The organism is Pseudorhodobacter sp. MZDSW-24AT (assembly GCF_002794355.1).
Taxonomy (GTDB): domain Bacteria; phylum Pseudomonadota; class Alphaproteobacteria; order Rhodobacterales; family Rhodobacteraceae; genus Pseudotabrizicola.
Genome location: NZ_PGOI01000007.1, coordinates 339,021 through 362,689, shown reverse-complemented (window position 1 = coordinate 362,689; position 23,669 = coordinate 339,021). Strand labels below are relative to the sequence as shown.

The following is a 23,669-nucleotide window of genomic DNA, read 5'->3' as shown; positions in this document are numbered from 1 at the left end:
ATAGGCGCGGCAATCCGTCCCGGAAGAATTCTTTTTTCACCAAGACGCGCGGATCACGGGAACGTCATCGGGCAAGACGCTCAGTCAAGCGCCCGCGCCTCGCTGACCAGCATCACAGGAATGCCATCGCGGATCGGGAAAGCCAGCCGCGCAGCCTTGGACACAAGCTCTTGGGCGGTGGGATCGTAAGTGAGCATGGCGCGTGACACAGGGCAGACAAGGCTTTCCAACATGCGCGGATCAATGGATTGCGCCGCCGTGTCGCGCGGCGTGGTTTCGGTCTGGCTTGTCTCTGTCACTGCATCACCTCGTCACTGGCGCCACCCCGCAATGCGAATTCGATCAGGGTCACCAAGGTTTCCCGGCGCGTCGAAAGCGAGGGTGCCTCAAGCAAGGCTTGCTTGTCTTCGGGCGAAAACGGGCACAGCATCGACAGTGAATTGATCAGCAACTCGGTCTCTGCCTCTTTCAGGCTGTCCCAGTCGGTGGCAAGGTTTAGCGTGGTGAGGTAGCGCCCCAGCAATTGCAGAAACGCAGGCCGATCAAAGCCCGGGTCCGACTCATCCTCACGGCTGAGATCGCGCCCAAAGGGCGACCAATCCACCTGACAGCGGCGATAAGGTGTAAATCCCTGCACTTCCTCACGGATACGAAAGCGCGAAATCCCCGAGAGGGTAATCATATAGCGCCCGTCCTCAGTCTCGGAAAAGCCCGTCAGGCGGCCTGCGCAGCCGATGGCCTGCAGCCGCTTTTCCCCGCCCGGTGTTTCGCGCGGCTGGATCATACCGATCAGCCGCGCCTTTGTTTTCATGCAATCCTCGATCATCGCCAAATAGCGTGGCTCGAAGATATGCAGCGGCAACCGCGCACGCGGCAGCATGAGGGCGCCGGGCAACGGAAACACCGGGATTGTGTCGGGCAGGTCGGATACTGTGATCATGTTCCGTTACCTAGGCCGCAATCGAGATCAGGCAAATATCATCGAAGACAGCTTGCGGCGGCCTTTCATCACGATCGGGTCCTTCGCGGCCAAGGCATCAAAGATCGTGAACAACTGGGCGCGGGCGGCCCCCTCATTCCATTCGCGGTCGCGCCGGAACAACTCCAGCAATTGATCAACCGCCTCTTCGGTCTTGCCAGCAGCCAGCAAGGCGGCAGCGAAATCATAGCGCGCCTGATGGTTTTCCGGATCGGCCTCAACCGCATTGCGCAGGTCTTGCTCGGGCCCGGCGTTGGCGGCTTGCTTTGCCAAGGCAATCTGCGCTCGAGCGGCCTCGACTTCTTTGGAGGTAGCAATCGCTTTGGGCGCGTTTGCGGCAAGGGTTTCAGCTTGCTCAAGGTTGCCAAGGGCAAGATGGCTGCGGATCAGACCACCATAGGCTGCGGCATTCTCCGGCTCTTCTTCCAGAATGGCGGCAAAGGTTTCGGCCGCATCCACGGCCGCCCCTTCGCCCAGCATCTGCTCCGCCGCCTCAATCGCCTCTGCAAGCCCACCATCTCCGCCCAAAGCCTTGATCCGGTCGATGAACTTCTTGATCTCCGAGCCCGGAACCGCACCTTGGAACCCGTCGACCGGCTGCCCCTGCCAGAAGGCATAGACGGTGGGGATGGATTGCACGCGCAACTGGCCCGCGATCATCTGGTTCTCGTCAACGTTGATCTTGACCATGCGGACCTTGCCGCCTTCCGCTTTCACTGCGGCTTCAAGGGCCGGACCAAGTGTCTTGCACGGGCCGCACCAAGGGGCCCAGAAATCGACGATGACCGGAACCTCACGGCTGGCCTCGATCACATCGGCCATGAATGTGGCCTCTGTCGTGTCCTTGATCAGGTCGCTTTTGGGCGCGGCGGCAGGCTTTTCACCTAGGCTGAACATCTGATCCCTCATCCGGCTGAAAACTTCGTCCCATATATGCGCACAGCCGACGCAAAGGCCAAGGGGGAAGGGGCATTTACGACGGCGGTTTCTCCCCTTAGCCTGTGCCCAGCATGGCGGGGAGAAAGCAATGCCGTTTTTGATGACCTTTGGCGACAGCAACACCCACGGCACGCCGCCGATCGTGACGCGGGGGGAATATCACCGCTTCGGTCCGGGCGTGCGGTGGCCACAGGTGTGCGCGCGCGCCTTGGGAGTGGGGTGGGAACTTGCCGAAGAGGGTTTGCCAGGACGCACCGCGCAATTCGCCGATCCGGTGATGGGGGCGCATATGAACGGACAGGACGGGCTGAAGATCGCCTTGCAAAGCCACGGTCCGGTCGATGTGCTGACGATCATGCTTGGCACCAATGACGTCAAGGCAAGGTTTTCGGCCACGCCCGAAGCCGTCACGGCTGGTGTCGCGGGGCTGGTCGATATCGCACTCAGCCTTGAGATGCAGCAGCGTCACAGCGGGTTCAAGCTGCTGCTGATCTGCCCGCCCCCGGTGGTAGAAGTGGGGCCGATTGCCGGAGAGTTTCTGGGGGCCGCCGCTCGCAGCCAAGGTTTGCCCGAACGCTACCGGGCCCTGGCAGAGGCGCGCGGCATTGGGTTCTTCGATGCGGGCACGGTGATCGAAGTCAGCGCACAGGATGGCATCCATTTCGAGCCCGAGGCGCATGCTGCCCTTGGTCTTGCCGTGGCCGAGGCGATCAAGCGGCTTTAGTCCAGTGAAGGGCGAAGGTCGGCCCAGCCGCAGCGTTTGGCAAGCTCTGCGGCCGGTGCGCCCGTATCAACCGAGTCGCCCGCGCGCATCTCGATAGACTTGCGCATGTTCCAGCGCTCACGCATCAGGTGCAGGCCTGATCGGCTCAGTTTGGTGACAGGTGTCTGGATCGGCAGATAAGCTGGCCACCGCGCCTGCATCCAGCGATAGCTTTCGGTAAAATCGGCCCCAAGCGCATCATGAAACCGATCATTGTGAATGCAGGGCAGCCCTAGCGCAAAGGCCCCTTGTCCTGACGCACGCGCGCGGCAGACAATATCCGTGCCATACATGTGCCAACCGGGCTGGCTGTCGTCAAAGCGCAAACCCGAGGCGCGGCGCAGCACGATCAGCATTTCGTCCAGACTGATGACGGGTTCTGGCGCCAGAGGAACGCGGCCGATGATCTGTCCCAGAGAGGACGTCCAGACCGGGCCGAATTGCCGGGTGTCAGGACCAACGCCAAATGCACCGACGACCCCCCAATCGGGGTGAATGCGGCTTAACTCGTCCAAGCGCGCCGCCAGCAGCGCATCCCAGCCTTCGGGCAAGAAAACATCGTGATGCGCAAAGATCACGATATCACCCGCCGTCGCGTCCAGCCCGCGGTTATAGGCGGTGGTCGCCGATGCGGCCCCCCGCTCCACATGAAGCGGAAGGCCCTGCGCGAAACAGGGAGAGGCGCCAAGATTGGCGGCGAGGATTGCGTCGGAATTGCTGGCACAGATGACTTGAAAGGATGCAGACATCACGGATGGCCTTTGCTGGCGAAAAGGAGCGTCAGTTTTTCGGCCTCGCGGTCAATGTCGTGGCGGTCCATCACACGCTGACGCGCCGCTTGCCCCATTTGTTCCAGTTGGTCCGACGAAGCGGCGGCCATCTGGCGGATCGCCTGAGCAAGTGCCATCGCATCCCCCGAGGGAACCAGCCACCCGGTTTCGGGGGTTACAAGTTCTGGGATACCCGCGATGCTTGTGGCAATCACTGGGCGACCCGCCGCCATCGCCTCCATGATCACCACGGGCAGACCTTCGGCAAAAGACGGCACAATAAGCGCCTGAGCCTGTGCCAATGTCTCGCGCACCCGGCTTTCATCCTGCCATCCGGTCAAAGTGACGTGGCGGGCAAGTCCGTGTCGGGCAATCGCCGCCTCCAGTTCGGGGCGCAGCGGGCCTTCGCCGACCAGCGTCAGATGCAGATCTGGCAGCTCGGCACGCGCCTGAGCAATGGCTTCGATCAACAGGCCAAAGCCCTTTTGCTCGGACAGGCGCCCGATCGCCGCCAGATGCGGGCCTCCCTTCGGCATCGGTGCCGGATCAGGAAAGCTCCAAGGCTCGATTCCGCAATGCACAACATGAAGGCGCGGCCATGTCTCGACATCGGCCCAGCGACAGATCTGGCTGCGTCCAAAGCTGGAAATGGCCACCGTGAACAGGGCGTGATCGGCCTTGGTGCCCAAGGCGAGCGCTCTGGGCGCGTCAAACTCCTCGGGCCCGTGAACGGTGAAGGAATACCCCGGCCCGCCCATGATTGCCGACAGCATGGCGACCGTCGCGGAGTTGGTGCCGAAATGGGCATGAAGATGAGACAAACGCAGATCTTGGCAGCGCCGTGCCAGATGTGCCGCTTCGATCAGGTAGATCATGTGCCGCAAACGCCCGCCGCTTCCGGGCGTGCCTTTTGCGTTTTGTGCGCCACAGAACAGTGCCATCGCGAAGGCACGCGCCGCCTGTCGTGGATGTCGCGCCATCCAGCCAAATGCCGAGGCCGCCAAACGGCTGGCACCAAGTTTCAGCACGTGCTCGGTGCGCGCGTCTTCTGCCAGATCCGCAGGCTCCACCAGCGACGGCCGATCCGAGCGCAGGGCAAAGCGATGCACATCCCATCCCAGCCGCTCAAGCGCCAGAATCTCGCGCCGGATGAAGGTGAGCGAGCTGCGCGGGTAGGTGTTGACCAGATAGGCGATCTTCAAGAGCAGCTCCACAGGGCCGGGCATCTTGCCGCGACAGTGCGCGCAAGATCACCATTGCGCTGCGGGGATGCAAGAAGTTTGACGACGCTCACGCCCGCCCTCGAAGTTCCGGCGCGCGCTGAACGCCCGGTCTGGACAGTCTCTGTCTTGGCGCCATGGATTGTTCACGATTTTTTAACAATGCTCCGGCTATTGGCAGTCTGGGCGCCAAGGCCAAAAACGGCGGTGCGCGCTTGTCTCTCGTTCGCGCTCCACGATTTCGGCGAATCACGGTTCCAGAAGGATGAAACCCTTGCGATACTCGACAGTGCCGCGTGCACGCCCAAGCTGTTTGTGGCGTAATCTTGTCGAACCCACGGCGAAATATCTGCGGAATTGCGGCTTGAGAATGACCTTCGCGCCGCGAAAAGCTGTCGTCAAACATCCTTTTCCCCGGGTAAACTGCAGGTGGGGGCGCTTGATCCGAGTGCTGATGATGATGTTTGATGTGCTGCCATTCAGGACAGGCCGGAACCCCGCCGACCTGTCCCACCTTGAATATAACCGAGCTGAATTGTTGCGATTTGCGCCACGGGCAACCGGGAGGATTGGCTAATGTCTTTCACCTTTCGTGAGTTTCCTGTCCGCCCCGCAGAACCGATCCAAGCGCCCCCGTCTGTCGTCGGGCCGCTTCCGCGTTTGTGGAAGCGCCCGTTTGGGTTTTACCGCAATGTTTTCAAGCGCGCCTTTGATGTGACAGCGATTGTTGTGGCTGCCCCTGTCATCGTGCCGGTGATCGCAGCGCTTTCCATCGGCGTTGCGCTAGAGGGGGGACGCCCATTTTACAGCCAGCTGCGCGTTGGCAAAGGCGGCAAGACCTTTCGCATGTGGAAACTGCGCTCGATGGTTCACAACGCCGAGTCCCAATTGCAGGATCTGCTACAGCGCGACCCGACCGCGCGTGCGGAGTGGGATGCCACGCAAAAGCTGCGCCAAGATCCCCGCATCACGCGGTTTGGTCGGTTCCTGCGCCGCTCTTCGCTGGATGAACTCCCGCAACTCTGGAACGTTTTCAAGGGCGACATGAGTCTTGTGGGGCCACGCCCGATGATGGTGGAACAGCGCAGCCTTTATCCAGGCAGTGCCTATTATGCCCTGCGCCCGGGGATCACCGGCTATTGGCAAACGGCTGGGCGCAACCAGACGACGTTTCAGGCACGCGCCGAATATGACACCGTCTATGATGACGGGCTCGCCTTCACGGCGGACCTGCGCATCCTGTGGCGCACGATCAGTGTTGTGCTCAAGGGCACAGGTTGCTGATGGCTGCGGTAAGGTGATCTCGACGCTCCGCCTTTGAAAAGGCGGAGCACGGGTTCACTGCATGGTGTCAGATCATCGAGGCGGCAGCAACCATCACGATCAGAAGGGCGACCCCCAAGATCAGCGTCCGGCGCATGCCAACCATGGCGGGCAACCGTCCAGCCTCGTTTTCGATCAGCGATGCAATGGCCTTGCGGCCCGTCGGTCTGCGGCTGCGTGCTTTCACCTCTGGGATGGACACCACGGGCAACAGGTTCAGTTCCCGCTGCATCTGCGAGGCGGTGCGGATCACCGGATGCATCAGATCCAGCAAAAAGGCGAGCAGCAGCCCCAGTCCGGCGCTGCCGATCAACCCGGCAATCGCCATTTTCTTGGCCCCTGATCCTAACGGATAATCCGGCGTGATCGCGCGCTCCAACATGGAAAACCGTTCCGTCTGTTGCCGCGACGCAAGGCTTTGCGCGGTTTCGGCTTCGGCCATCCGTTGTGAGACGACCGTGTATTGATCCTGCAACTGCCGCAACTGCCGTTCATAACCCGAAAGCGCGCGCTCTACCTCGGCAGTGTCTCCTAGCGTTGCTTCCAGATTGGCTTTGCGCTCGGCCAAGGGGGCGCGCTGTGCATCCAGCACCACAAGCCGCTGACGAAGCTCTTCAAGCCGCCGTCGATCGGTGGCGCGTTGGGTGGGCAGGGCACGCAATTGGGCCTCTTCGCTCTGCAAACCCGTGATTTCCTGTTCAAGCGCGCGCAGTGAGGTTTCCAGTTCCGCGATTTGGTCCTGCCGTGCCTCGCGCACGCCCGGAAGGGCGCTGCGGTTGGCATCGCGATAAGCAGCAATTTCGGCTTCCAGCGCGGTGATCTGCTCCCACAGTCGGTTCTCCTGCTCTCGGAAAAAGCCAAAACTTGCCTCCGCAGTGGCGCGCTTACCCTCGGCCCCCATGTCCAGCACGCTTTGCGCAAGGTCATTGGCAATCCGCGCCGCATCCTCTGCCTCTCCCGCGCGTGCCGAGATGATCAAGGCGGACAATGCCCCAGAGGGCCCTGTCACGCTTTGAAAGCTCACCGATTGCCGCATCGCGAAAACCTTGTCTTCGATCGACATGCCCGGGGCATCCGCAAACAGGCCATGACGATCAATCAGCGCGATCAGGTTGTCGCGCGTCGTCAGCCGTTGTTCGATGCTCGTCAGCAGTTGCAGCACGTTCACCGGCAAGGCAGGCGCCTGACCGCCATCGGTGACCATCGGCAATTCCACCTGCAAGACAGAGGCTGTTTCGAACACATCGGGGCGGGTCTTGGCATACCAGATGGCCATCAGGGTGCCCAACAGGCTCACCGCAGCAATCACCCAGAAGCGGCGCCGGATCAGCCCCAGCAGGTCTTCAATAGTCTGGATCGGCCCCATGCCTCAGCCCCGCCTGTAGCGTAAGCGACCCAAGCCCAGATCCTGCGCGCGGTTCAGCACCACACCCATCAAGGGGAGCCGATTTTCAAACAGCGTTTCACAGGCCCGGATTTCCTTGGCGGTGGTTTGCGTGCCATCCGCCACGAGCAGCACGGCATCCACCTTGCCCTTCATGGCCAAGACATCATCGCTCACCAATGCGGGCGGCAGGTCCATGACTGTGATTTCCGGGTCCAACTGCACTTCCATCGCGTCCAGAGCTTGCGTGGTATCGGAACTGTGCAGGATGTCGCCAGCATCGGGCACCGCTTCGCCGTTGAAGGCGATGGCCAATGTGCGGCCCACCCGCACAAAGAGAGACTCCATCGGTTGCGTGCCATCCAGAAAACCGCGCAGCGCGCCATTTGGCGTAACACCAAAGAGCGTGTGCATGTTGGGCCTGCGTAAATCGAGATCCATCAGAACCGTGCGGCTGCCCGGACGTCTGGCCAAAGCCATCGCAAGATTGGCGGCTGTGAAGGACTTGCCGCACCCATGTGTGGGCGATGTCACGCCGATCCGGCGCCAGCCGCGTTCTGCCATCGCCTGCGCGATCCGGGTGCGCAAAATGTCGAACGCGGGTCCGGCAAGGCTTTGGTCCGGGTTTGTAAACAAACCGTTTCTTGCGAGGTGGTCGCCATTCAGGGTCATCGCATTCAGCGATTCCCAGACGCGCGCCGCATTGAAAAGTGCCAGCGGATAGGGATCGACAAAGATGTCCCGCCCCTGATCCGGGTCAGGCGGATCGATCTCCCGTTCCGCCGAGCGGCCCGGACGAAAGACGGAAACCGAGAGCGCGCGGTCACGCCGCGATGGGGCATCGCCATCCTCGGCCATCGCCAAAATTCCCATATTCCGTTGGTTTTCTAAAGGTAGCGCCAAGTTACTGTGTCGGGCCATGACCTGGCACGCTCCTGAAAAGCGCAGCACCGGGGCTGCTTGCCGAAACCAAAACCTGCCGTTTGGCAGGCACCGATTTTAGGCTTGTCCGACCCGGCCCCGATGCCACCTTGCGCATCGATGCCTTTCCGAACCTGCCAGACCCCCGTCCAGTTGCCATCATGATTAGCAGATTATCTTCTAAAATGAAAGGCATTGACCGCCCGCGGCCATTCGCAAAGCATGGTCACGGCGGCATTTCAAATCTAGGATCAGGGGTGGAAAGCGCAAGGTTGGCAAGCATGCCCGTGACAGTGGATGCCGTGGTGATCGGCAGGAATGAAGGCGCGCGCCTTGTCGCCTGTCTGGCGTCGCTGCAAGGGCAGGTGCGACGGATCATCTACGTCGACAGCGGGTCAACCGACCAGTCGGTTGCTGCTGCACGGGATGCCGGCGCAGAGGTGGTGGCGCTGGATCTGGACCAGCCTTTCACCGCCGCGCGGGCGCGGAATGCCGGTTTGCGTGTTCTGGCGCCAACACCGCCAGACTATGTGCAATTTCTCGATGGCGATTGTGTGCTGGACGCAGGCTGGATCGACGCGGCCTTACGTGCCTTCGCGGACCATGCTGACGCGGTCGTTGTCTGCGGCAGACGGCGCGAGCGTTTTCCGGAGGCATCGCTTTACAACCGGATGGCCGACCGGGAATGGAACACCCCCGTCGGTCAGGCCAAGGCCTGTGGCGGCGACGCACTGATGCGCTTTGCGCCGGTGATGGAGGTGGGTGGCTACCGCGAGGATCTGATCGCGGGAGAAGAGCCGGAGCTGTGCTTGCGTTTGCGTTCTCTCGGCGGCACGGTTTGGCGGATCGATGCAGAGATGACGCTGCATGACGCGGCCCTGTTCCGCTTTGGGCAGTGGTGGCGGCGGATGGTGCGGTCGGGGCACGCCTTTGCCGAAGGAGCGGATCTGCATGGCCGCGGGCCAGAACGACACTGGGTCGCCGAAACCCGCCGCGCCTTGCTGTGGGGTGTGGCGGGGCCGGTCGGGATCATCGTCGCGGGGTTGGCGCATCCGCTGGGTTGGACCTTGGCCTTGGCCTACCCGGCACAGATGGCACGGTTGGCGCGGCGCGAAGGGATTGCTTGGGCCGGACTGACGGTTCTTGGGCGCTTTGCCGAAGGGTGGGGCGCGCTTGGGTATCATGTGCGCCGCCTGCAGGGACGGAAACGCGGCCTGATCGAGTATAAATGAACCCTCAGCGCTGACGGAGCGCTGCGATCACCTGACCGGGCAGGATCGCCATGCAGGCAGCATAGCGGGGGATCATGCGGCGCGGGTCCGAGAGGGCGCGCCACAACCATTCCAGCGCCAACTTGCGCACCCAGATGGGGGCGCGCTGCTGTCGGCCTGCGACGAAGTCGAGCCCTGCTCCGAAGCCACAGAAGCCGATGGCGGGGGCGTGGGTGCGGCCGTGGGCTGCGAAAGCCTCTTGCCGGGGGGCCGAGAGGGACAGGATGCAGAGCCGCGCCCCGGCGCCCCGCATCGCTTGCAAGGCGGCGGTGGCTTCGGGGCCGGTCGGATCAAACCCCATGGCGGGCGCGCCGGTCCAGACAATATTCAGCCCGGGGATCTCGGCCTGCAGACGGGCGGCGGCGCGGGCGAGCACGGCGGGCGTGGAGCCAAAGAAGGCGACGGGCATGCCTTCGGCCGCGGCCAGATGAAGGAGGGGGGCGAGCAGATCGGAGCCGGGGACAAGGGCGACAGGACGGTGGGCCAGCCGGGAGAGCCAGACAATGGGGTTCCCGTCGGCGACGATCAGGTCTTGGGCGGCGTAGACGGCCCGGTAGCTGGGGGAGACGCGCAGCTTGGCGAGGTGATCGAGGTTGAGGGTGGCCAAGGAAAAGCCCTGACCAGAGCGAAACCGGGCCCGAACCTCGTCCAGCAGGCTGGGCTGGTCGGGGACGTTCACGGTGATGGTCTGGTCGAGGAAGTAAAACCGCACGGAGGGCCTTCGGATTGGAGCTTAGGACCTTTGTAACACAGTGAGCTATTCCATGAACTCAATAAAATCAAAAAGTTAATCTTGAGAATTTACCATTTTTTCACAGTTTCCCTTGATGTCTCACACCACGACCCCGCCTTGTGCGCACCGCTAGCCCGGCAGGGTGACGATCAGCGCCCCATTTGCGGTGGTCACCACGGTGTGCTCATACTGCACAACCCAAGCGGGAGGCTGGCTGTAAAGCGTCCAGTCATCCCGTGCTGTGGTTTCCGCCCAGTGACCGCCGTTGGACAAGAACGGCTCGACCGTCAGCACGAGCCCTTTGTGCAACCGCCGCCGGTCGCGGCGGTTGGGCCAAGTGGCCACTTCGGTCGGCTCTTCATGCAGGGCGCGGCCGATGCCATGGCTGGCGAGATTGCGGATCAGCGTATAGCCCCGGCGCGCGGCGAAGCGACCGATGGCGTTGCCGATGCCCGCAATCGGCTTGTCATGGCCAACCTGTGCAATGCCGATGTCCATGGCGCGCTTGCCATCACGGCAAAGCTGCTCGAGCGCGGGCGGGATGGCGCCAAGCCGGACGCTGGCACCGGTATCGGCAAAAAACCCATCCTTTGAGGCAGAGACATCAATATTGACCAGATCACCATCGTGCAGCACCCGGTTCCCCGGAATGCCATGGGCGATTTCCTCGTTCACGCTGATGCAGGTGGCGCCGGGAAAATCATAGGTGGATTCCGGTGCCGAGATCGCGCCGTCCCGTTCCAAGAGGGCGCGACCGATCTGATCGAGTTCCCGTGTGGTCATCCCCGGTTCCATCGCGCCGGCCATCGCCTGCAAGGTGTTGGCCACGATCCGGCCAATCGTTTGCAGGCTTTCAAGATCGTCTTGCTGGGTGATGGTCATGCGGCGATCCGTCCAAGGGTGAAACAGGCACTGCGGCCATTTGTGACGGAGCCGCGCTGTCCACACAAGAAAGACTTTGTGTGGCCCGGTCTGGATCGAGACGGGGCCACGCGCCGCAGACCACCGCCCATGCGCCAGAACGAATGCACGGGATTGCCCGTTGCTGTGCCCCACAGGGGCACATAAATAGGCGCGCGGGGGCACTGGCCACAGGCATGACCTGCATCGCTGCGGCGCGATCTTGCCCTTGTTCAAGGTTGCCGCCCCTTGTTCGGGCGTGGCAATGCAGGCGGGAAACCGCGACGGAAGGAGCGGAGCCTGATGCCCGAGATGTCTGGACAGCCGACGCTGCGCAAGGCGGTGGTGTTTTGTGTGGATGAGGCCTATTTGCCTTACGCGCTTTTTCTGGCGCAGCAACTGCACCAGAAGGAGCCGCGGCGGGATTATGATATCTGCCTTGTCTCTGACCGTGTGGTGCAGATTCCCGATGGCTTTGACGAGCTGCGGTTGAAGGTGTTCCCGCCGCTGGAAAGTGCGGCCTATGACGCTTTGAAAACCACCCATCTGGCCCGGTCGGCCTATCTGCGCATGTGGGTGCCGCAGATCCTTGGGCAGGATTATGACCGCCTGATCTATCTGGACAGCGATATTTTTGCGGATGCGGCCGGGCTGTCGGATCTGTTCGAGATCGACATGAAGGGAAAGGCTGTTGCCGCAGTGCGGGATGTGCAGCAATGGTATCGGCCGCGTCGCGTGGTGAAAGAATTCGTCAAGGCGGGCAAAGGGTATCGCCCGTATCTGAACAGCGGATTTCTTCTGATCGACGTCGCACGTTACAAGGAAAGCCAAGTCTTGGAGCGGGCGTTGGCGATTGGGGCGGCGCATCCTGACTGGGTGCCGCATCATGACCAGTCTTTGCTGAACCTTGCACTGGATGGAGACTGGCTGGAACTGTCGCCCGTGTGGAATTGGCAATGGCCTTGGAAATACCCGCTGTTCACCGATTGGGTGGGGCCACGGTTGTTGCATTTCATAGGTCAAAGCAAGCCTTGGTCAGACCCGCAGGGCCATTGCCCGCGACGGTTTCACCTGAGCTACGCGGCCTTCCTGACGGCGTATTTTCCGGTGCGGGCGCAGGTGCCTGTGCCCACGATTTCGGTGCTGGAGTCCAAGGCGCGGCTTTTCTGGCTGGCACTGCGCTTTGTGGCGCTGCGGCGGGCGTTGCTGCGGTATCTGGATCGCTTCCCCGATCCCTACCAGCCGCGCGACGCCAAGGCATAGGTGCGCGCGGCCGGGTTGGCTGGATCAATCCTGCCAGATGGGCATGTCCTGCACGGTAGTGCCGTCGGCCAGAACCAGAGCGCTGCCGTTAAAGCTGAAGGCGGTCAGGGGAATGACGCGATCTTCCGCGCCGAATTCGCTGGCCGAGTCTTCGAAATCAACCGCGACGGCCTCGGCGGCGTCACGCGTTTGGCCCAAGATTTCTTCGACTTCGCCGATCTTGCGGCCGGTGCTGTCCAGCACATCCAGATCATCGGCGAGATCGGCGTTGATGCCAAAGCCTGCCACGGGCGCGCTGTCGGCCACTTCGACATAGCTGACCTGTGCCAGCGTGGGCGTTGCGATGAAAACGGCGAGGGCTGCGAGGTGAAGGCGCATAGGGCTTCCTTTTTTCTTGTGGATTTGCCTTGCATCAACGCCTTGGCAGGCGCGGGCGTTCCCCTTGCGCCGGGTCAGTCGGGCGCCGAACCTGTCACAGCCGCGCGAGGAGGCAGCCAAAACGAAAAAGCCCCGCCACAAGGGCGGGGCTTTTGAAACCGGGGATCCGATGGATCAGGCGGCCAGAGCCGACTTTGCCTGAGCGGCGATGGCGTTGAACGCCTCGGGCTCGTGCACGGCGAGATCGGCCAGAACCTTGCGGTCCACTTCGATGCCAGCCTTGGCCAGACCGTTGATCAGGCGCGAATAGGTCATCTCGATGTCGAACAGACGCACTGCGGCGTTGATCCGCTGAATCCACAGGGCGCGGAACTGGCGCTTGCGGACCTTACGGTCACGGGTGGCATACTGCTGGGCCTTGTCGACGGCCTGAGTAGCGGTGCGGAAGTTGGTCGAGCGGGCGGCGTAGTAGCCGGCGGCTTTCTTGATGACCTTGCGGTGACGTGCGTGCGTGACGACACCAGATTTAACGCGAGCCATGGGTGTCTCTCCTTAGCGGTCGTAGGGCATGTACTTCTTGACGATCTTGGTGTCCGAAGCGGACAGCAACATCGTGCCAGAAGCATCGCGAATGAACTTGGTCGTACGCTTGATCATGCCGTGACGCTTGCCGGCAACGCCAGCTTTGGCCCGACCGGACGCGGTGAAGCTGAAGCGCTTCTTCGCAGCGGATTTGGTCTTCATCTTGGGCATTTCGATCTCCAATCGTCATATGCGCGACTCGGCATGCCTAAGTTGGCCGGCCCCGCAGGCTTTCCAGAGTGGCCCCTATAGGCGGGGGCGGGCTTGGGCGCAAGGCAAAAGAGTCAGTTCAGCAGGCGGGCGATGACGCGCAGGAAGATATCGGGAATTTCGGACAGGGCGACGCCGCCGGGTTTTTGGCTGAGCGCGACGACGACGAGGGTGCCGCCGATGAGCAGAACGATGGCAGCCGCCCGAGGGGGGCGGCTGTCAGCGAAGGCGGAGAAGAGGGAGGGAATGGAGAGGGCCAGAAGCACGGCCCCGGTTACGAACATCAGATCGGACTCCATCGCCCCCTCACCGCGTTACCTGAGGCGATTATTCAGGATCGGCTTTGTAAATCAACCGTTCATCGCAAGGGGCGACGCGCAGGATGTTGGTGGTGCCCTGCACGTTGAAGGGCACGCCTGCGGTGAGCACGATCTGATCGGTTTCCTTGGCGAAGCCATGCTGGCGCGCGGCGCGGACGGCCGAGATGACGGCGCCCTTGAAACGGTCCTGCTCTTCCGTGATGACGCAATGGGTGCCCCAGGTGAGGCAGAGCCTGCGCGCGGTGTCCATCAGCGGAGTCAGCGCGATGATCGGAACGCGGGGGCGTTCGCGGGCGACGAGGCTGACGGTGGTGCCCGATTGCGAGAAGACGGCGATGGCCTTGATATCGGTCGACTCGGCGATTTCGCGTGCGGCGGCGACGATGCCATCCGCCACGGTGGAGCGCGAGACGCTGCGGCTGGCCTCGATCACCTGACGGTAGGTGATGTCACTTTCGACGGATTTGGCAACGTTGTTCATGGTCGACACCGCCTCGATCGGGAATTTCCCGGCGGCGGATTCGGCGGAGAGCATCACGGCATCGGCGCCTTCGTAGATGGCGGTGGCGACGTCCGACACCTCGGCCCGGGTGGGCATCGGCGATTCGATCATCGATTCCAGCATCTGCGTGGCGACGATCACCGGCTTGGCAGCGGCGCGGGCCATGCGGACAAGGCGCTTCTGGATCGGCGGGACGGAATAGACCGGGAGTTCGACCCCAAGATCGCCACGGGCGACCATGATGCCATCCGACACGGCAAGGATGGACTCATAGGCCTTTACCGCGGCGGGTTTCTCGATCTTGGAGAGCACGGCGGCGCGGCCCTTGGCCAGTTCCTTGGCCTGAAGCACGTCTTCGGCGCGCTGGACGAAGGACAGCGCCAGCCAGTCGACGCCCAGTTCGCAGGCGAATTCCAGATCCTTGAGATCCTTGGCCGAGAGCGCGGCCAGCGGCAGCACCACATCGGGGACGTTCACGCCCTTGCGGTTGGAAATCGTCCCGCCGACGGTGACGGTGCAATTGGCGAAATCGGCGCCGCAGTCATCCACCACGAGGCGGATCTTGCCATCGTTCACCAAGAGCGAGGCGCCGGGTTCGAGGGCGGCAAAAATCTCGGGGTGGGGGAGTTGCACGCGGGTGGCGTTGCCGGGGGCGGCGTCAAGATCAAGCCGGAACTTGGCCCCGTCAGCCAGATCGTAGGAGTCGGCGTCAAAGGTGCCGACGCGCAGCTTGGGGCCCTGAAGATCGGCCAGAATGGCGATGGGGCGGCCCGTGTCGGATTCGACTTGCCGGATGATCTGATGGCGCGCGCGGATATCGTCATGCGTGCCATGGCTCATGTTCAGGCGGAACACATCGGCCCCAGCCTCGAACAAGGCGCGGATCATTTCATAATCATTGGATGCCGGGCCCAAGGTGGCCACGATCTTAACATTCCGAAGGCGTCTCATGCCTTGTTCCTTCTTCGGTTATCACTTCGTGGTGGGCCACGGGTGGGAATAGAGCAATCGGAGGCGCGGGGCAACTGGCGCGTTCCGGCTAAATGACCTAAAGCCGTAAAACCACGGCGGGGTAAAGGAACAATGACAGACAGTCGCCCGGAAAGCAGGCATGAGGCCTTTGAAATCCTTGGGGCCACACGGCCGGGGCCGTGGTTGGTGACCTGTGATCACGCGAGCAACCGGGTGCCGGACTGGCTGGGCGGCAGCCTTGGCATCGCGGCAGAGGATATGGCGCGCCACATCGCCTATGACGTGGGCGCGCGCGGACTGTCGCTGGCACTGGGCGAAGCGTTGGACAGCCCGGTGATCTGTTCCGATTTCAGCCGATTGGTGATCGACCCGAACCGGGGCGAAGATGATCCGACGCTGGTGATGAAGCTGTATGATGGCACCATCATTCCGGCGAACCGTCATGTCGGCGCGGCCGAGGTGGAAACGCGGCTGGAGCGGCTGTATCGCCCCTATCACGCCGCCTTGGCCGAATTGGCCGAGGGCAAAGCCATTCTGGCGGTGCATTCTTTCACCCCGGCGCTGCGCGGGCGGCCGCCGCGGCCTTGGCACATCGGCGTGTTGCACAGCCATGAGGATGAACGCCTGTCACGCGCGCTGATCGCCGCGCTGGAAAAGGTGCCGGGCTGGTGCGTGGGTGACAACGAGCCCTATTCCGGGCATCTGCCGGGCGATGCGATTGACCGCCACGCGCTGAAGCCCGGGCGGCACAACACGCTGATCGAATTGCGCAATGACCTGATCGGCACCGAGGCAGAGCAGCAGGACTGGGCGCGGCGGCTGGCCCCGATTCTGACGGCGGCGCTGGCGGACGTGACCGCGCGAGTCTGATTGCCGACACTTTGACGACAATCCCCAAGACGAGGCGGTATTGATCGCCGCTTTTCGTCAGTGCTTCAAATCGCTTGACCCGTTTCTGCTTTGCGCTGCAATGGCGGCATCTTTTGTGCAATTTTAACCATCGCCGAGGTGCCCAATGGAATTGCTGTTGTTGCTGCCCCTGCTTGTGCTGGGCGGACTTGCCATCGGAGGCGGCAGCGATGACGCGCCGGAGCGGGAGACGCCGTCAGACGAGGCGGGCGAGGTGGAGGCCGGAACCTCGGGCCGGGACGAGATGGCGGGCACGGTTCTGAACGACATCCTGCTGGGCGGGAACGGGCGTGACACCATTGAAGGCCTTGAAGGCAATGATGTGGTGGTGGGAGAGCTGGGCAATGACCTGCTGACCGGCGACGCGGGCATCGATGTGGTGCTGGGTGGCGGCGGCAATGACGTGGTGGACGGCGCTTCGGGCGATGATCTGCTGGTCGGTGGCGCAGGCGATGACACGGTGACGGGCGGAGAGGGGAATGATCTGCTGATCGGGTCGAGTGGCAGCGACCTTCTGCGCGGCGATGACGGCAATGACACCTTGGTTGGGGTGGAGTTCGACCGGGTGTCGGGCGAAATGAGCCAGATCGCGGCGGATCTGCGTGGGGCGCTGGCGCGGGGCTTTGGCAGCAACGTCACCGATGCGCAGCTGAACCGGGTTGCGTCGGGCGTTACCTCTGGCGATGTGGCCGAGCGCGGGCCGGACCAGTTGGACGGCGGCGCGGGCGATGATCTGTTGTTTGGCGACGACGGGGACCTGCTGACCGGCGGTCTGGGCGATGATGATTTTGGCATCGCCTTTTCGGCGGGCGAGGATCTGAGCACGGTGACGGATTTTGACCACCGCACAGAGACCCTGACCCTGATCCTTGAAGATCCCGACACGGCCGAGATCGTCATCCGCTCGGCGGGTCCGCTGACGACGCTGATCGAGGTGGACGGGCAGCCCGCGGTGCACCTGTCGAATCAGGATGCGGCCCTGCTGCTTGCGACGCGGGAGTCGTGGTTGTTTGTCGAGCGCGCCTGAGCCCGGTTGAAGCCCGGCCTGCGATGCGACATGCTGGCGGTTCAGGAGGACCGCCATGACACAGGACGACCAGACCCGCACAGAGCTTGAGGCGGCGGCGTTTCGCGCGCTGATGCATCATTTGCTGGAAAAGCGACCCGATGTGCAGAACATCGATCTGATGAATATGGCGGGGTTTTGCCGCAACTGCCTGAGCCGTTGGTATCAGGAAGCGGCCAACGCGCGCGGGATCGAGATGGACAAGGCCGCCGCGCGCGAAATCGTTTATGGGATGCCCTATGAGGACTGGGTGGCGCGGCATCAGACCGAGGCGGATGCGGGCAAGCAGGCGGCTTTTGCCAAGGCCTTTGCGCAGAATGTGGGGCCTGTGGGCAAGGAATAGGCCGGAGGGCCCTGTGAAAAAGGCGGGCCTTGGCCCGCCTTTGCTGTTTCATGCCGGGCCGTCAGACGGCGCTCATCAGACGGCGGCCTTGCGCATTTCATCCAGATAAAGCTCGCGCAGGCGGATGGCGACGGGGCCGGGTTTGCCGCTGCCCACGGGTTTGCCGTCGATTTCCACCACCGGCATCACGAAGATGCTGGCGGCGGTGGAGAAGGCCTCATCGGCGTTTTGCGCCTCTTCGATGGTGAAGGGGCGTTCTTCCACCTCGAACTGGGCTTCGGCGGCAAAGCGCAGGACGGCGGCGCGGGTGATGCCGTGCAGGATGTCACTGGTGAGTTGGCGGGTGATGATGCGGTTGCCCTTGACGATATAGGCGTTGTTCGAGGTGCCTTCGGTCACGGTGCCGTCTTCGACAAACCAGCTGTCATCGACGCCGGCCTTCTTGGCGGCCATCTTGCCCATCGACGGGTAGAGCAGTTGAACGGTCTTGATGTCGCGGCGCGACCAGCGCAGGTCGGGGATCGAGATGACGCGGAAGCCGGTTTTGGCGGCGGGAGCATCGGCAAGGTTGGGAATGTCTTGCGTGAAGGCCACGATGGTGGGGGCAAGATCGGCGGCCGGAAAGACAAAGCTGCGGTCGCCCGGATTGCCGCGGGTGACTTGCAGGTAGATCATGCCTTGGTCGATGCTGTTGAGCCGGACCAGTTCGCGGTGCATGGCGAGCAGGTCCTCATCCGAGCAAGGGCGGGGCATGTCGAGTTCGGACAGGCTGCGGTGCAGGCGCTTGATGTGGCCTTCGAAGTCGATCAGCTTGCCATCGAGGACAGAGGTGACCTCATACACGCCATCGGCCATCAGGAAGCCGCGGTCGAAGATCGAGACGGTGGCTTCGTGTTCGGGCAGATACTGGCCGTTGACATAGACGGTGCGGGTCATGGTGCTATCCCCATAGGGCCGGGTGCGGCGGGTGGATGCCGTGTTCATCGAACACAAGCGGGTTGTCGCGGTCTTGGGCCAGCAAGAGCGGTCCGTCAAGGTCTGTGAAGGCCGCGCCTTGGGCGAGCAGGGTGGCGGGGGCCATGGCAAGGCTGCTGCCCACCATGCAGCCGACCATGATGCCAAAGCCCATCTCTTGCGCCTGTTGCCGGAGGGCGAGGGCTTCGGTGAGGCCGCCGGTCTTGTCGAGCTTGATGTTCACAACATCGTATTTGCCGCGCAGCGCCGACAGGCTCGCACGGTCGTGGCAGGATTCGTCGGCGCAGACTGGCAGGGGGCGGGCGATTTCGGCCAGCATGTCATCGGCTCCGGCGGGAAGTGGTTGTTCCACCAGCGCCACGCCCATGGCGACAAGGCGGGGGGCGAGATCGGCGTAGATCTCGGGCGTCCAGCCTTCGTTGGCGTCGAGGATGAGGGTCGATTTCGGCGCGCCAAGGCGCACGGCTTCCAGCCTTGGCATGTCATCGGGGGTGCCGAGCTTGATTTTCAGGACCGGACGGTGGGCATTCTCGGCGGCTTGCGCGCGCATGGCGGCGGGCGTGTCGAGCGAGAGGGTGAAGGCGGTGACAACGGGGCGCGGTGCGGGCAGGTGCAGAAGATCCCACACGCGCAAGCCTGCGGCCTTGGCCTCGAGATCCCAAAGCGCGCAGTCGATTGCATTGCGGGCGGCGCCCGGCGGCAGGCTGTGGGCGAGCGTGTCGCGGGTGACGTTGCCGGGAATGGACGCGATCTGGGCCAGCACGCCATCGACGGTTTCGCCATAGCGCGCATAGGGCACGGCCTCCCCCCGGCCTTGGTGGCCCGCGCGGGTGAGGGTGACGGTGACCACCTGCGCAGTGGTTTTGGACCCGCGCGAGATGGTGAAGGTGCGGGCAAGGGGGAAGGTGTCGGCGGTAACGGTGATCATGGGAGCGCTCTTCAAGCCTTTTGGCCTTCATCGCGTGGGAGGGCGGCTTGTGCAAGCGGCGGGGGGGATGCTGCGGTTGCAAAAGGGAGGGTTGCCGACGTGCGCGCAATAATCTATCGCTGCGATGCAGAGTCGTGAAATTAACTTGCCCGAGGTCCCGATGAGCTTTCGCATCCAGCCCACCCCGCCCGCCCGTCCGAACCGGTGCCAACTGTTTGGCCCGGGGTCGCGCCCGGCCTTGTTCGAGAAGATGGCGGCAAGTGCGGCGGATGTGATCAATCTGGATCTGGAGGATTCAGTGGCCCCTGCTGACAAGGATGCGGCCCGGGCCAATATCATTCAGGCGATCAACACGGTGGACTGGGGGCGCAAGACCCTGTCGGTGCGCATCAATGGATTGGACACCCCGTTCTGGTATCGTGATGTGGTGGATCTTTTGGAACAGGCGGGCGACCGGCTGGACCAAATCATGATCCCGAAAGTGGGCTGCGCGGCGGATGTTTATGCGGTGGATGCGCTGGTGACGGCGGTGGAGCGGGCGCGGGGGCGCACAAAGCCGATCAGCTTTGAGGTCATCATCGAAAGCGCTGCCGGAATTGCGCATGTGGAGGAGATTGCCGCCAGTAGCCCGCGTTTGCAGGCGATGAGTCTGGGCGCGGCAGATTTTGCGGCGAGCATGGGAATGCAGACCACCGGCATCGGCGGCACGCAGGAGAATTACTACATGTTGCGCGCAGGCGTGAAACATTGGTCGGACCCATGGCATTGGGCGCAGGCCGCGATTGTGGCGGCCTGCCGCACGCATGGAATCTTGCCGGTGGACGGGCCGTTTGGCGATTTCTCGGATGACGAAGGATTCCGCGCGCAGGCGTGGCGGTCGGCCACGCTGGGCATGGTGGGCAAATGGGCCATCCACCCCAAGCAGGTGGCGCTGGCCAATGAGGTGTTCACGCCTTCGGACGCGGCCGTGACCGAGGCGCGCGAGATTCTGGCCGCGATGGAAGCGGCCAAGGCGCGCGGCGAGGGGGCGACCGTCTACAAGGGCCGGCTGGTGGACATTGCCAGCATCAAACAGGCCGAGGTGGTGGTGCGTCAGGCCGAGATGATTGTCGGCTGACATGGTTTTTGATCGGAATCGTTGACAAGCTGCTGTGCGCTGGTCAATGCTTCGATATCAGCGCTTGAAATGCAGGCGGTTTGAAAAGAATACCCGCGCCACGCATCAGGGGAGAGGAGGCCCCGCGTGGCAACTGGGGAGGATGCACGCCCCGAACCAGCGGTTCGGGGCGCTGCTGTTTCCGGGATCTGATCACGCGTGGCGCAAGGCATTGCGCATCGGTCCGGCGATTGTCGGCGCTGCGGTTGCAATGGCCTGCGGGCAGGGGCATATAGACGCGTGTCCATCACGGAGTGGCCTATGAATTACCTTGAGTTCGAAAAACCCCTCGCCGAAATCGAAGGCAAGGCCGAAGAATTGCGGGCGATGGGCCGTGGCAATCCCGAGATGGATGTGGCCCGCGAAGCCGAAGCGCTGGACAAGAAGGCCGAGGCCCTGTTGCGCGATCTTTACAAGGATCTGACGCCGTGGCGGAAATGTCAGGTGGCGCGCCACCCGGACCGGCCGCATTGCAAGGATTACATCGACGCCCTGTTCACGGAATACACGCCTTTGGCGGGGGACCGGAACTTTGCCGATGACCATGCGGTGATGGGCGGGCTGGCGCGGTTCAACGATGCGCCGGTGATGGTGATTGGCCATGAAAAGGGCAATGACACCAAATCGCGGATCGAGCGCAATTTCGGCATGGCGCGGCCCGAAGGCTATCGCAAGGCCATTCGGTTGATGGATATGGCGGACCGCTTCCGGCTGCCGGTGATCACGCTGGTGGACACGCCCGGCGCCTATCCCGGCAAGGGTGCCGAAGAGCGCGGGCAGGCCGAGGCGATTGCGCGCAGCACGCAGAAATGCCTTGAGATCGGCGTGCCGCTGATTTCGGTGGTGATCGGCGAAGGCGGATCGGGCGGGGCGGTGGCCTTTGCCACGGCGAACCGCGTCGCGATGCTGGAGCACAGCGTGTATTCGGTGATTTCGCCCGAAGGCTGTGCCTCGATCCTGTGGAAGGACGCCGAGAAGATGCGCGAGGCCGCCGAGGCCTTGCGGCTGACGGCGCAGGATTTGCAGAAGCTGGGCGTGATTGACCGCATCATCAAGGAGCCGGTGGGCGGCGCGCAGCGGGGCCGCCGCGAGACGATTGATGCGGTGGGCAAGGGCATCGAGGCGATGCTGAAAGAGCTGTCGGGCAAGAAGCCGGATGCGCTGATCAAGGACCGCCGCGCCAAGTTCATCGAGATGGGGTCCAAGGGACTCGCGGCGTGAGCCCTTGGGTTCTGGTGGCCTTGGCCGGGGTGTTGGAAACCGGCTGGGCCATCGGGCTTAAGTATTCCGAAGGCTTCACCCGGCCGCTGCCAAGCGCGCTGACGATTGTGGGCGCTTTGGGCAGTTTCTGGCTGTTGTCGATGGCGATGAAGGATTTGCCGGTGGGCACCGCCTATGCCGTTTGGGTGGGGATTGGCACGCTTGGCACGGCGATCATGGCGGTGATGCTGTTCGGCGAGCCGGTGAGTTTGGCGCGGGTGCTGGGGATACTGCTGATCCTGAGCGGGATCGTGGCGCTGAAACTGGCCTGAGGGCCGCGGAAATGTCATTTGCGAGGGGCGATGGGGCTGGGCAGGATGGCGGCATGATCGGGATGCGCGTGTCATTGTGTTTGGGTTTGATGGCCTGTCTGAGCCTGACGGGCGCGCCGGTGTGGGCCGGGGCGGGGAGTCTTGACGGGCGGACCGTGACGCTGAACACCGAGACCACCAGTGAGGACGGGGCGCTGGTCTTCCGCTCGCGCGGGCGGACGGTGACCGTGGGCGGGCCGGTGGAATTTGCGCTGCTGCCGGAGGGGGGCCTCAACGGCTTTGATGTGGTGCCGGTGGAAGTGGACATCGGCGCCAACCGCATCGAATTCAGCTATGGCATGGAGCGCGGGCGGTTCTGGGATGCGCCGTTCAACGGCTATGTGCTGCGCTTTGAGGTGGACTGTGCGCTGTTCGACGGTTTTGCCATTGACGAGGCCTTTACCACGATGCCGGTGACGCCTGCGCATATCCGCACCGAGGGCGGGGCGTTATTCATTGACGTGGCGGATATGGAATATGGGCCCGAGGCGCGGCTGGCGCTGGATTTCAAAGTGAGCGCGTGCTTGCTGGGTTAACCCGTCTGATCCACCGGCTGAAAAGTGATGTCCTGCACGGCGGGGTTAGCGCGCAGGTCGGCGGCGAGTTCATCCAGATGCACATGGCGGCCCGGCAGGGTGACGATGGTGGTGAGGGTCAGGTCCTGAGGCGTTTGCGCAAAGGCCAGCGGCCCCGGTTTCAGGCGATGGCGGGCCAGCACCTGAGCCAGATCGCCGCTGCGAAAATCGGGCGTGGTGCGCAGCGTCACGCGCAGGGCGGTATGGACCGGCAGCACCCGGTTCAGCACGCGCAGCACGATCAGCACCGCCAGCACGATCAGCGTGCCGACGATCGCCAGTTCCAGCATCCCCGCGCCATAGACGATGCCCAGCGAGGCGGTGAGCCAAAGCGAGGCCGCGGTGGTCAGGCCTTGGACAGACAGGCCTTCGCGGAAGATCACCCCCGCCCCCAAGAAGCCGATGCCAGTGAGGATGGCGTGGGGCATCCGGGACAGGTCGCTCACGATCTGGGTTTCCGGCAGAAAGGCGGAATCCCAGCCCGATTGATGCGCCGCAATCAGCATCATCAGCGCAGAGCCAAAGCAGACCAAGGTATGGGTGCGCAGGCCCGCAGGTTTGGCCTGCACCTCACGCTCGGCCCCGATGAGGGCGCCGGTGATGAGGCTGCCAAGAAGCGGCAGCATCAAGGCTGGGGTGAGGAGGGTGGCGAGGAAGCTGTCAAATGTCATGCAGCAGCAACATCCGGCGGACCCAAAGGTTCCCGCCAATCGGAT

Annotated in this window: 28 protein-coding genes; 11 read left to right on the top strand and 17 right to left on the bottom strand. The window is 63.1% G+C overall.

The genetic code is table 11. The annotated features are described in order from the left end of the window. Positions 1-80: 80 nt before the first annotated feature. From CUR21_RS07830 to trxA, 3 genes are all read right to left on the bottom strand, one after another. Positions 81-233, bottom strand: a complete 153-nt coding sequence (locus tag CUR21_RS07830; RefSeq protein ID WP_100196798.1) for a Trm112 family protein — start codon at positions 231-233, stop codon at positions 81-83. A 62-nt stretch (positions 234-295) separates the two neighbouring features. Then, a complete protein-coding gene (locus CUR21_RS07825) occupies positions 296-940 on the bottom strand; it encodes an LON peptidase substrate-binding domain-containing protein (protein ID WP_100196445.1) in 645 nt (214 codons plus the stop codon). A gap of 27 nt (positions 941-967) precedes the next feature. Then, positions 968-1,876: a thioredoxin gene (gene trxA, locus CUR21_RS07820; protein ID WP_100196444.1), complete on the bottom strand. Its 909-nt coding sequence runs from the start codon at positions 1,874-1,876 to the stop codon at positions 968-970. Positions 1,877-2,006: 130 nt separating this feature from the next. Between trxA and CUR21_RS07815 the strand changes: the two genes are divergently transcribed. Next, positions 2,007-2,642, top strand: a complete 636-nt coding sequence (locus CUR21_RS07815; RefSeq protein ID WP_100196443.1) for an SGNH/GDSL hydrolase family protein — start codon at positions 2,007-2,009, stop codon at positions 2,640-2,642. On the opposite strand, the gene CUR21_RS07810 is transcribed toward CUR21_RS07815, so the two are convergent. Further along, positions 2,639-3,430 carry a hypothetical protein gene (locus CUR21_RS07810; RefSeq protein ID WP_100196442.1) on the bottom strand — a complete coding sequence of 264 codons (792 nt, stop codon included), beginning with the start codon at positions 3,428-3,430 and terminating at the stop codon, positions 2,639-2,641. The genes CUR21_RS07815 and CUR21_RS07810 overlap by 4 nt on opposite strands. Further along, complete coding sequence (locus CUR21_RS07805; protein WP_100196797.1) at positions 3,430-4,653, bottom strand: glycosyltransferase family 4 protein; 1,224 nt, start codon at positions 4,651-4,653, stop codon at positions 3,430-3,432. Before CUR21_RS07805 ends, CUR21_RS07810 begins: the two co-directional genes overlap by 1 nt. A 594-nt stretch (positions 4,654-5,247) precedes the next feature. On the opposite strand from CUR21_RS07805, the gene CUR21_RS07795 reads away from it, so the two are divergent. Continuing rightward, positions 5,248-5,955 carry a sugar transferase gene (locus CUR21_RS07795; RefSeq protein WP_100196440.1) on the top strand — a complete coding sequence of 236 codons (708 nt, stop codon included), beginning with the start codon at positions 5,248-5,250 and terminating at the stop codon, positions 5,953-5,955. A gap of 67 nt (positions 5,956-6,022) precedes the next feature. Here CUR21_RS07795 and CUR21_RS07790 read toward each other — a convergent pair whose 3' ends face one another. Beyond that, positions 6,023-7,360 carry a Wzz/FepE/Etk N-terminal domain-containing protein gene (locus CUR21_RS07790; protein WP_100196439.1) on the bottom strand — a complete coding sequence of 446 codons (1,338 nt, stop codon included), beginning with the start codon at positions 7,358-7,360 and terminating at the stop codon, positions 6,023-6,025. 3 nt (positions 7,361-7,363) lie between these two features. Further along, on the bottom strand, positions 7,364-8,251 hold the full coding sequence (locus CUR21_RS07785; protein ID WP_157791963.1) for a CpsD/CapB family tyrosine-protein kinase: 888 nt from the start codon (positions 8,249-8,251) through the stop codon (positions 7,364-7,366). 329 nt (positions 8,252-8,580) lie between these two features. Here CUR21_RS07785 and CUR21_RS07780 point away from each other — a divergent pair, with 329 nt between their 5' ends. After that, positions 8,581-9,531, top strand: a complete 951-nt coding sequence (locus CUR21_RS07780) for a glycosyltransferase family 2 protein (protein ID WP_100196437.1) — start codon at positions 8,581-8,583, stop codon at positions 9,529-9,531. Between the two features lie 4 nt (positions 9,532-9,535). Here CUR21_RS07780 and CUR21_RS07775 read toward each other — a convergent pair whose 3' ends face one another. Next, positions 9,536-10,282: a WecB/TagA/CpsF family glycosyltransferase gene (locus tag CUR21_RS07775; protein ID WP_100196436.1), complete on the bottom strand. Its 747-nt coding sequence runs from the start codon at positions 10,280-10,282 to the stop codon at positions 9,536-9,538. A gap of 150 nt (positions 10,283-10,432) precedes the next feature. Beyond that, on the bottom strand, positions 10,433-11,185 hold the full coding sequence (gene map / locus CUR21_RS07770; protein ID WP_100196435.1) for a type I methionyl aminopeptidase: 753 nt from the start codon (positions 11,183-11,185) through the stop codon (positions 10,433-10,435). A gap of 321 nt (positions 11,186-11,506) precedes the next feature. On the opposite strand from map, the gene CUR21_RS07765 reads away from it, so the two are divergent. Beyond that, positions 11,507-12,466 (top strand): glycosyltransferase family 8 protein, encoded by a 960-nt coding sequence (locus CUR21_RS07765; RefSeq protein WP_100196434.1) that lies wholly within the window; start codon positions 11,507-11,509, stop codon positions 12,464-12,466. Positions 12,467-12,490: 24 nt separating this feature from the next. On the opposite strand, the gene CUR21_RS07760 is transcribed toward CUR21_RS07765, so the two are convergent. The 5 genes from CUR21_RS07760 to pyk all read right to left on the bottom strand — a co-directional run bounded on the left by CUR21_RS07760 (position 12,491) and on the right by pyk (position 15,409). After that, entirely contained in the window at positions 12,491-12,844 is a 354-nt protein-coding gene (locus CUR21_RS07760) for a hypothetical protein (RefSeq protein ID WP_100196433.1), read from the bottom strand. Between the two features lie 174 nt (positions 12,845-13,018). Next, the gene (gene rplT, locus CUR21_RS07755; protein WP_100196432.1) at positions 13,019-13,384 is read right to left on the bottom strand and encodes a 50S ribosomal protein L20; all 366 of its coding nucleotides are present in this window, start codon (positions 13,382-13,384) and stop codon (positions 13,019-13,021) included. A 12-nt stretch (positions 13,385-13,396) separates the two neighbouring features. Then, positions 13,397-13,597 carry a 50S ribosomal protein L35 gene (gene rpmI / locus CUR21_RS07750; protein WP_100196796.1) on the bottom strand — a complete coding sequence of 67 codons (201 nt, stop codon included), beginning with the start codon at positions 13,595-13,597 and terminating at the stop codon, positions 13,397-13,399. Positions 13,598-13,710: 113 nt separating this feature from the next. Continuing rightward, positions 13,711-13,935, bottom strand: a complete 225-nt coding sequence (locus tag CUR21_RS07745) for a hypothetical protein (protein ID WP_100196431.1) — start codon at positions 13,933-13,935, stop codon at positions 13,711-13,713. Positions 13,936-13,963: 28 nt separating this feature from the next. Continuing rightward, positions 13,964-15,409 carry a pyruvate kinase gene (pyk, locus tag CUR21_RS07740; protein WP_100196430.1) on the bottom strand — a complete coding sequence of 482 codons (1,446 nt, stop codon included), beginning with the start codon at positions 15,407-15,409 and terminating at the stop codon, positions 13,964-13,966. Between the two features lie 132 nt (positions 15,410-15,541). On the opposite strand from pyk, the gene CUR21_RS07735 reads away from it, so the two are divergent. The 3 genes from CUR21_RS07735 to CUR21_RS07725 all read left to right on the top strand — a co-directional run bounded on the left by CUR21_RS07735 (position 15,542) and on the right by CUR21_RS07725 (position 17,748). After that, positions 15,542-16,300: an N-formylglutamate amidohydrolase gene (locus CUR21_RS07735; protein ID WP_100196429.1), complete on the top strand. Its 759-nt coding sequence runs from the start codon at positions 15,542-15,544 to the stop codon at positions 16,298-16,300. Between the two features lie 145 nt (positions 16,301-16,445). Further along, positions 16,446-17,366: a calcium-binding protein gene (locus CUR21_RS07730; RefSeq protein WP_100196428.1), complete on the top strand. Its 921-nt coding sequence runs from the start codon at positions 16,446-16,448 to the stop codon at positions 17,364-17,366. A gap of 55 nt (positions 17,367-17,421) precedes the next feature. After that, the gene (locus CUR21_RS07725) at positions 17,422-17,748 is read left to right on the top strand and encodes a DUF1244 domain-containing protein (protein WP_100196427.1); all 327 of its coding nucleotides are present in this window, start codon (positions 17,422-17,424) and stop codon (positions 17,746-17,748) included. 75 nt (positions 17,749-17,823) lie between these two features. Here the strand turns inward: CUR21_RS07725 and CUR21_RS07720 are convergent, their stop codons facing one another. Together CUR21_RS07720 and dgcA are read right to left on the bottom strand one after the other, a co-directional pair. Further along, positions 17,824-18,684, bottom strand: coding sequence for a D-amino-acid transaminase (locus tag CUR21_RS07720; RefSeq protein ID WP_100196795.1), 861 nt, complete (start codon positions 18,682-18,684; stop codon positions 17,824-17,826). Between the two features lie 4 nt (positions 18,685-18,688). Continuing rightward, complete coding sequence (gene dgcA / locus CUR21_RS07715) at positions 18,689-19,651, bottom strand: N-acetyl-D-Glu racemase DgcA (RefSeq protein WP_100196426.1); 963 nt, start codon at positions 19,649-19,651, stop codon at positions 18,689-18,691. A 160-nt stretch (positions 19,652-19,811) separates the two neighbouring features. On the opposite strand from dgcA, the gene CUR21_RS07710 reads away from it, so the two are divergent. The 4 genes from CUR21_RS07710 to CUR21_RS07695 all read left to right on the top strand — a co-directional run bounded on the left by CUR21_RS07710 (position 19,812) and on the right by CUR21_RS07695 (position 22,914). Then, the gene (locus CUR21_RS07710) at positions 19,812-20,768 is read left to right on the top strand and encodes an L-malyl-CoA/beta-methylmalyl-CoA lyase (protein WP_100196425.1); all 957 of its coding nucleotides are present in this window, start codon (positions 19,812-19,814) and stop codon (positions 20,766-20,768) included. A gap of 300 nt (positions 20,769-21,068) precedes the next feature. After that, positions 21,069-22,028, top strand: a complete 960-nt coding sequence (locus CUR21_RS07705; RefSeq protein WP_100196424.1) for an acetyl-CoA carboxylase carboxyltransferase subunit alpha — start codon at positions 21,069-21,071, stop codon at positions 22,026-22,028. Next, entirely contained in the window at positions 22,025-22,339 is a 315-nt protein-coding gene (locus CUR21_RS07700) for a multidrug efflux SMR transporter (RefSeq protein WP_100196423.1), read from the top strand. Before CUR21_RS07705 ends, CUR21_RS07700 begins: the two co-directional genes overlap by 4 nt. 11 nt (positions 22,340-22,350) lie before the next feature. Then, positions 22,351-22,914 (top strand): hypothetical protein, encoded by a 564-nt coding sequence (locus CUR21_RS07695; protein ID WP_157791962.1) that lies wholly within the window; start codon positions 22,351-22,353, stop codon positions 22,912-22,914. On the opposite strand, the gene CUR21_RS07690 is transcribed toward CUR21_RS07695, so the two are convergent. Then, positions 22,911-23,624 carry an MgtC/SapB family protein gene (locus CUR21_RS07690; RefSeq protein WP_100196421.1) on the bottom strand — a complete coding sequence of 238 codons (714 nt, stop codon included), beginning with the start codon at positions 23,622-23,624 and terminating at the stop codon, positions 22,911-22,913. The genes CUR21_RS07695 and CUR21_RS07690 overlap by 4 nt on opposite strands. Positions 23,625-23,669 lie beyond the last annotated feature (45 nt).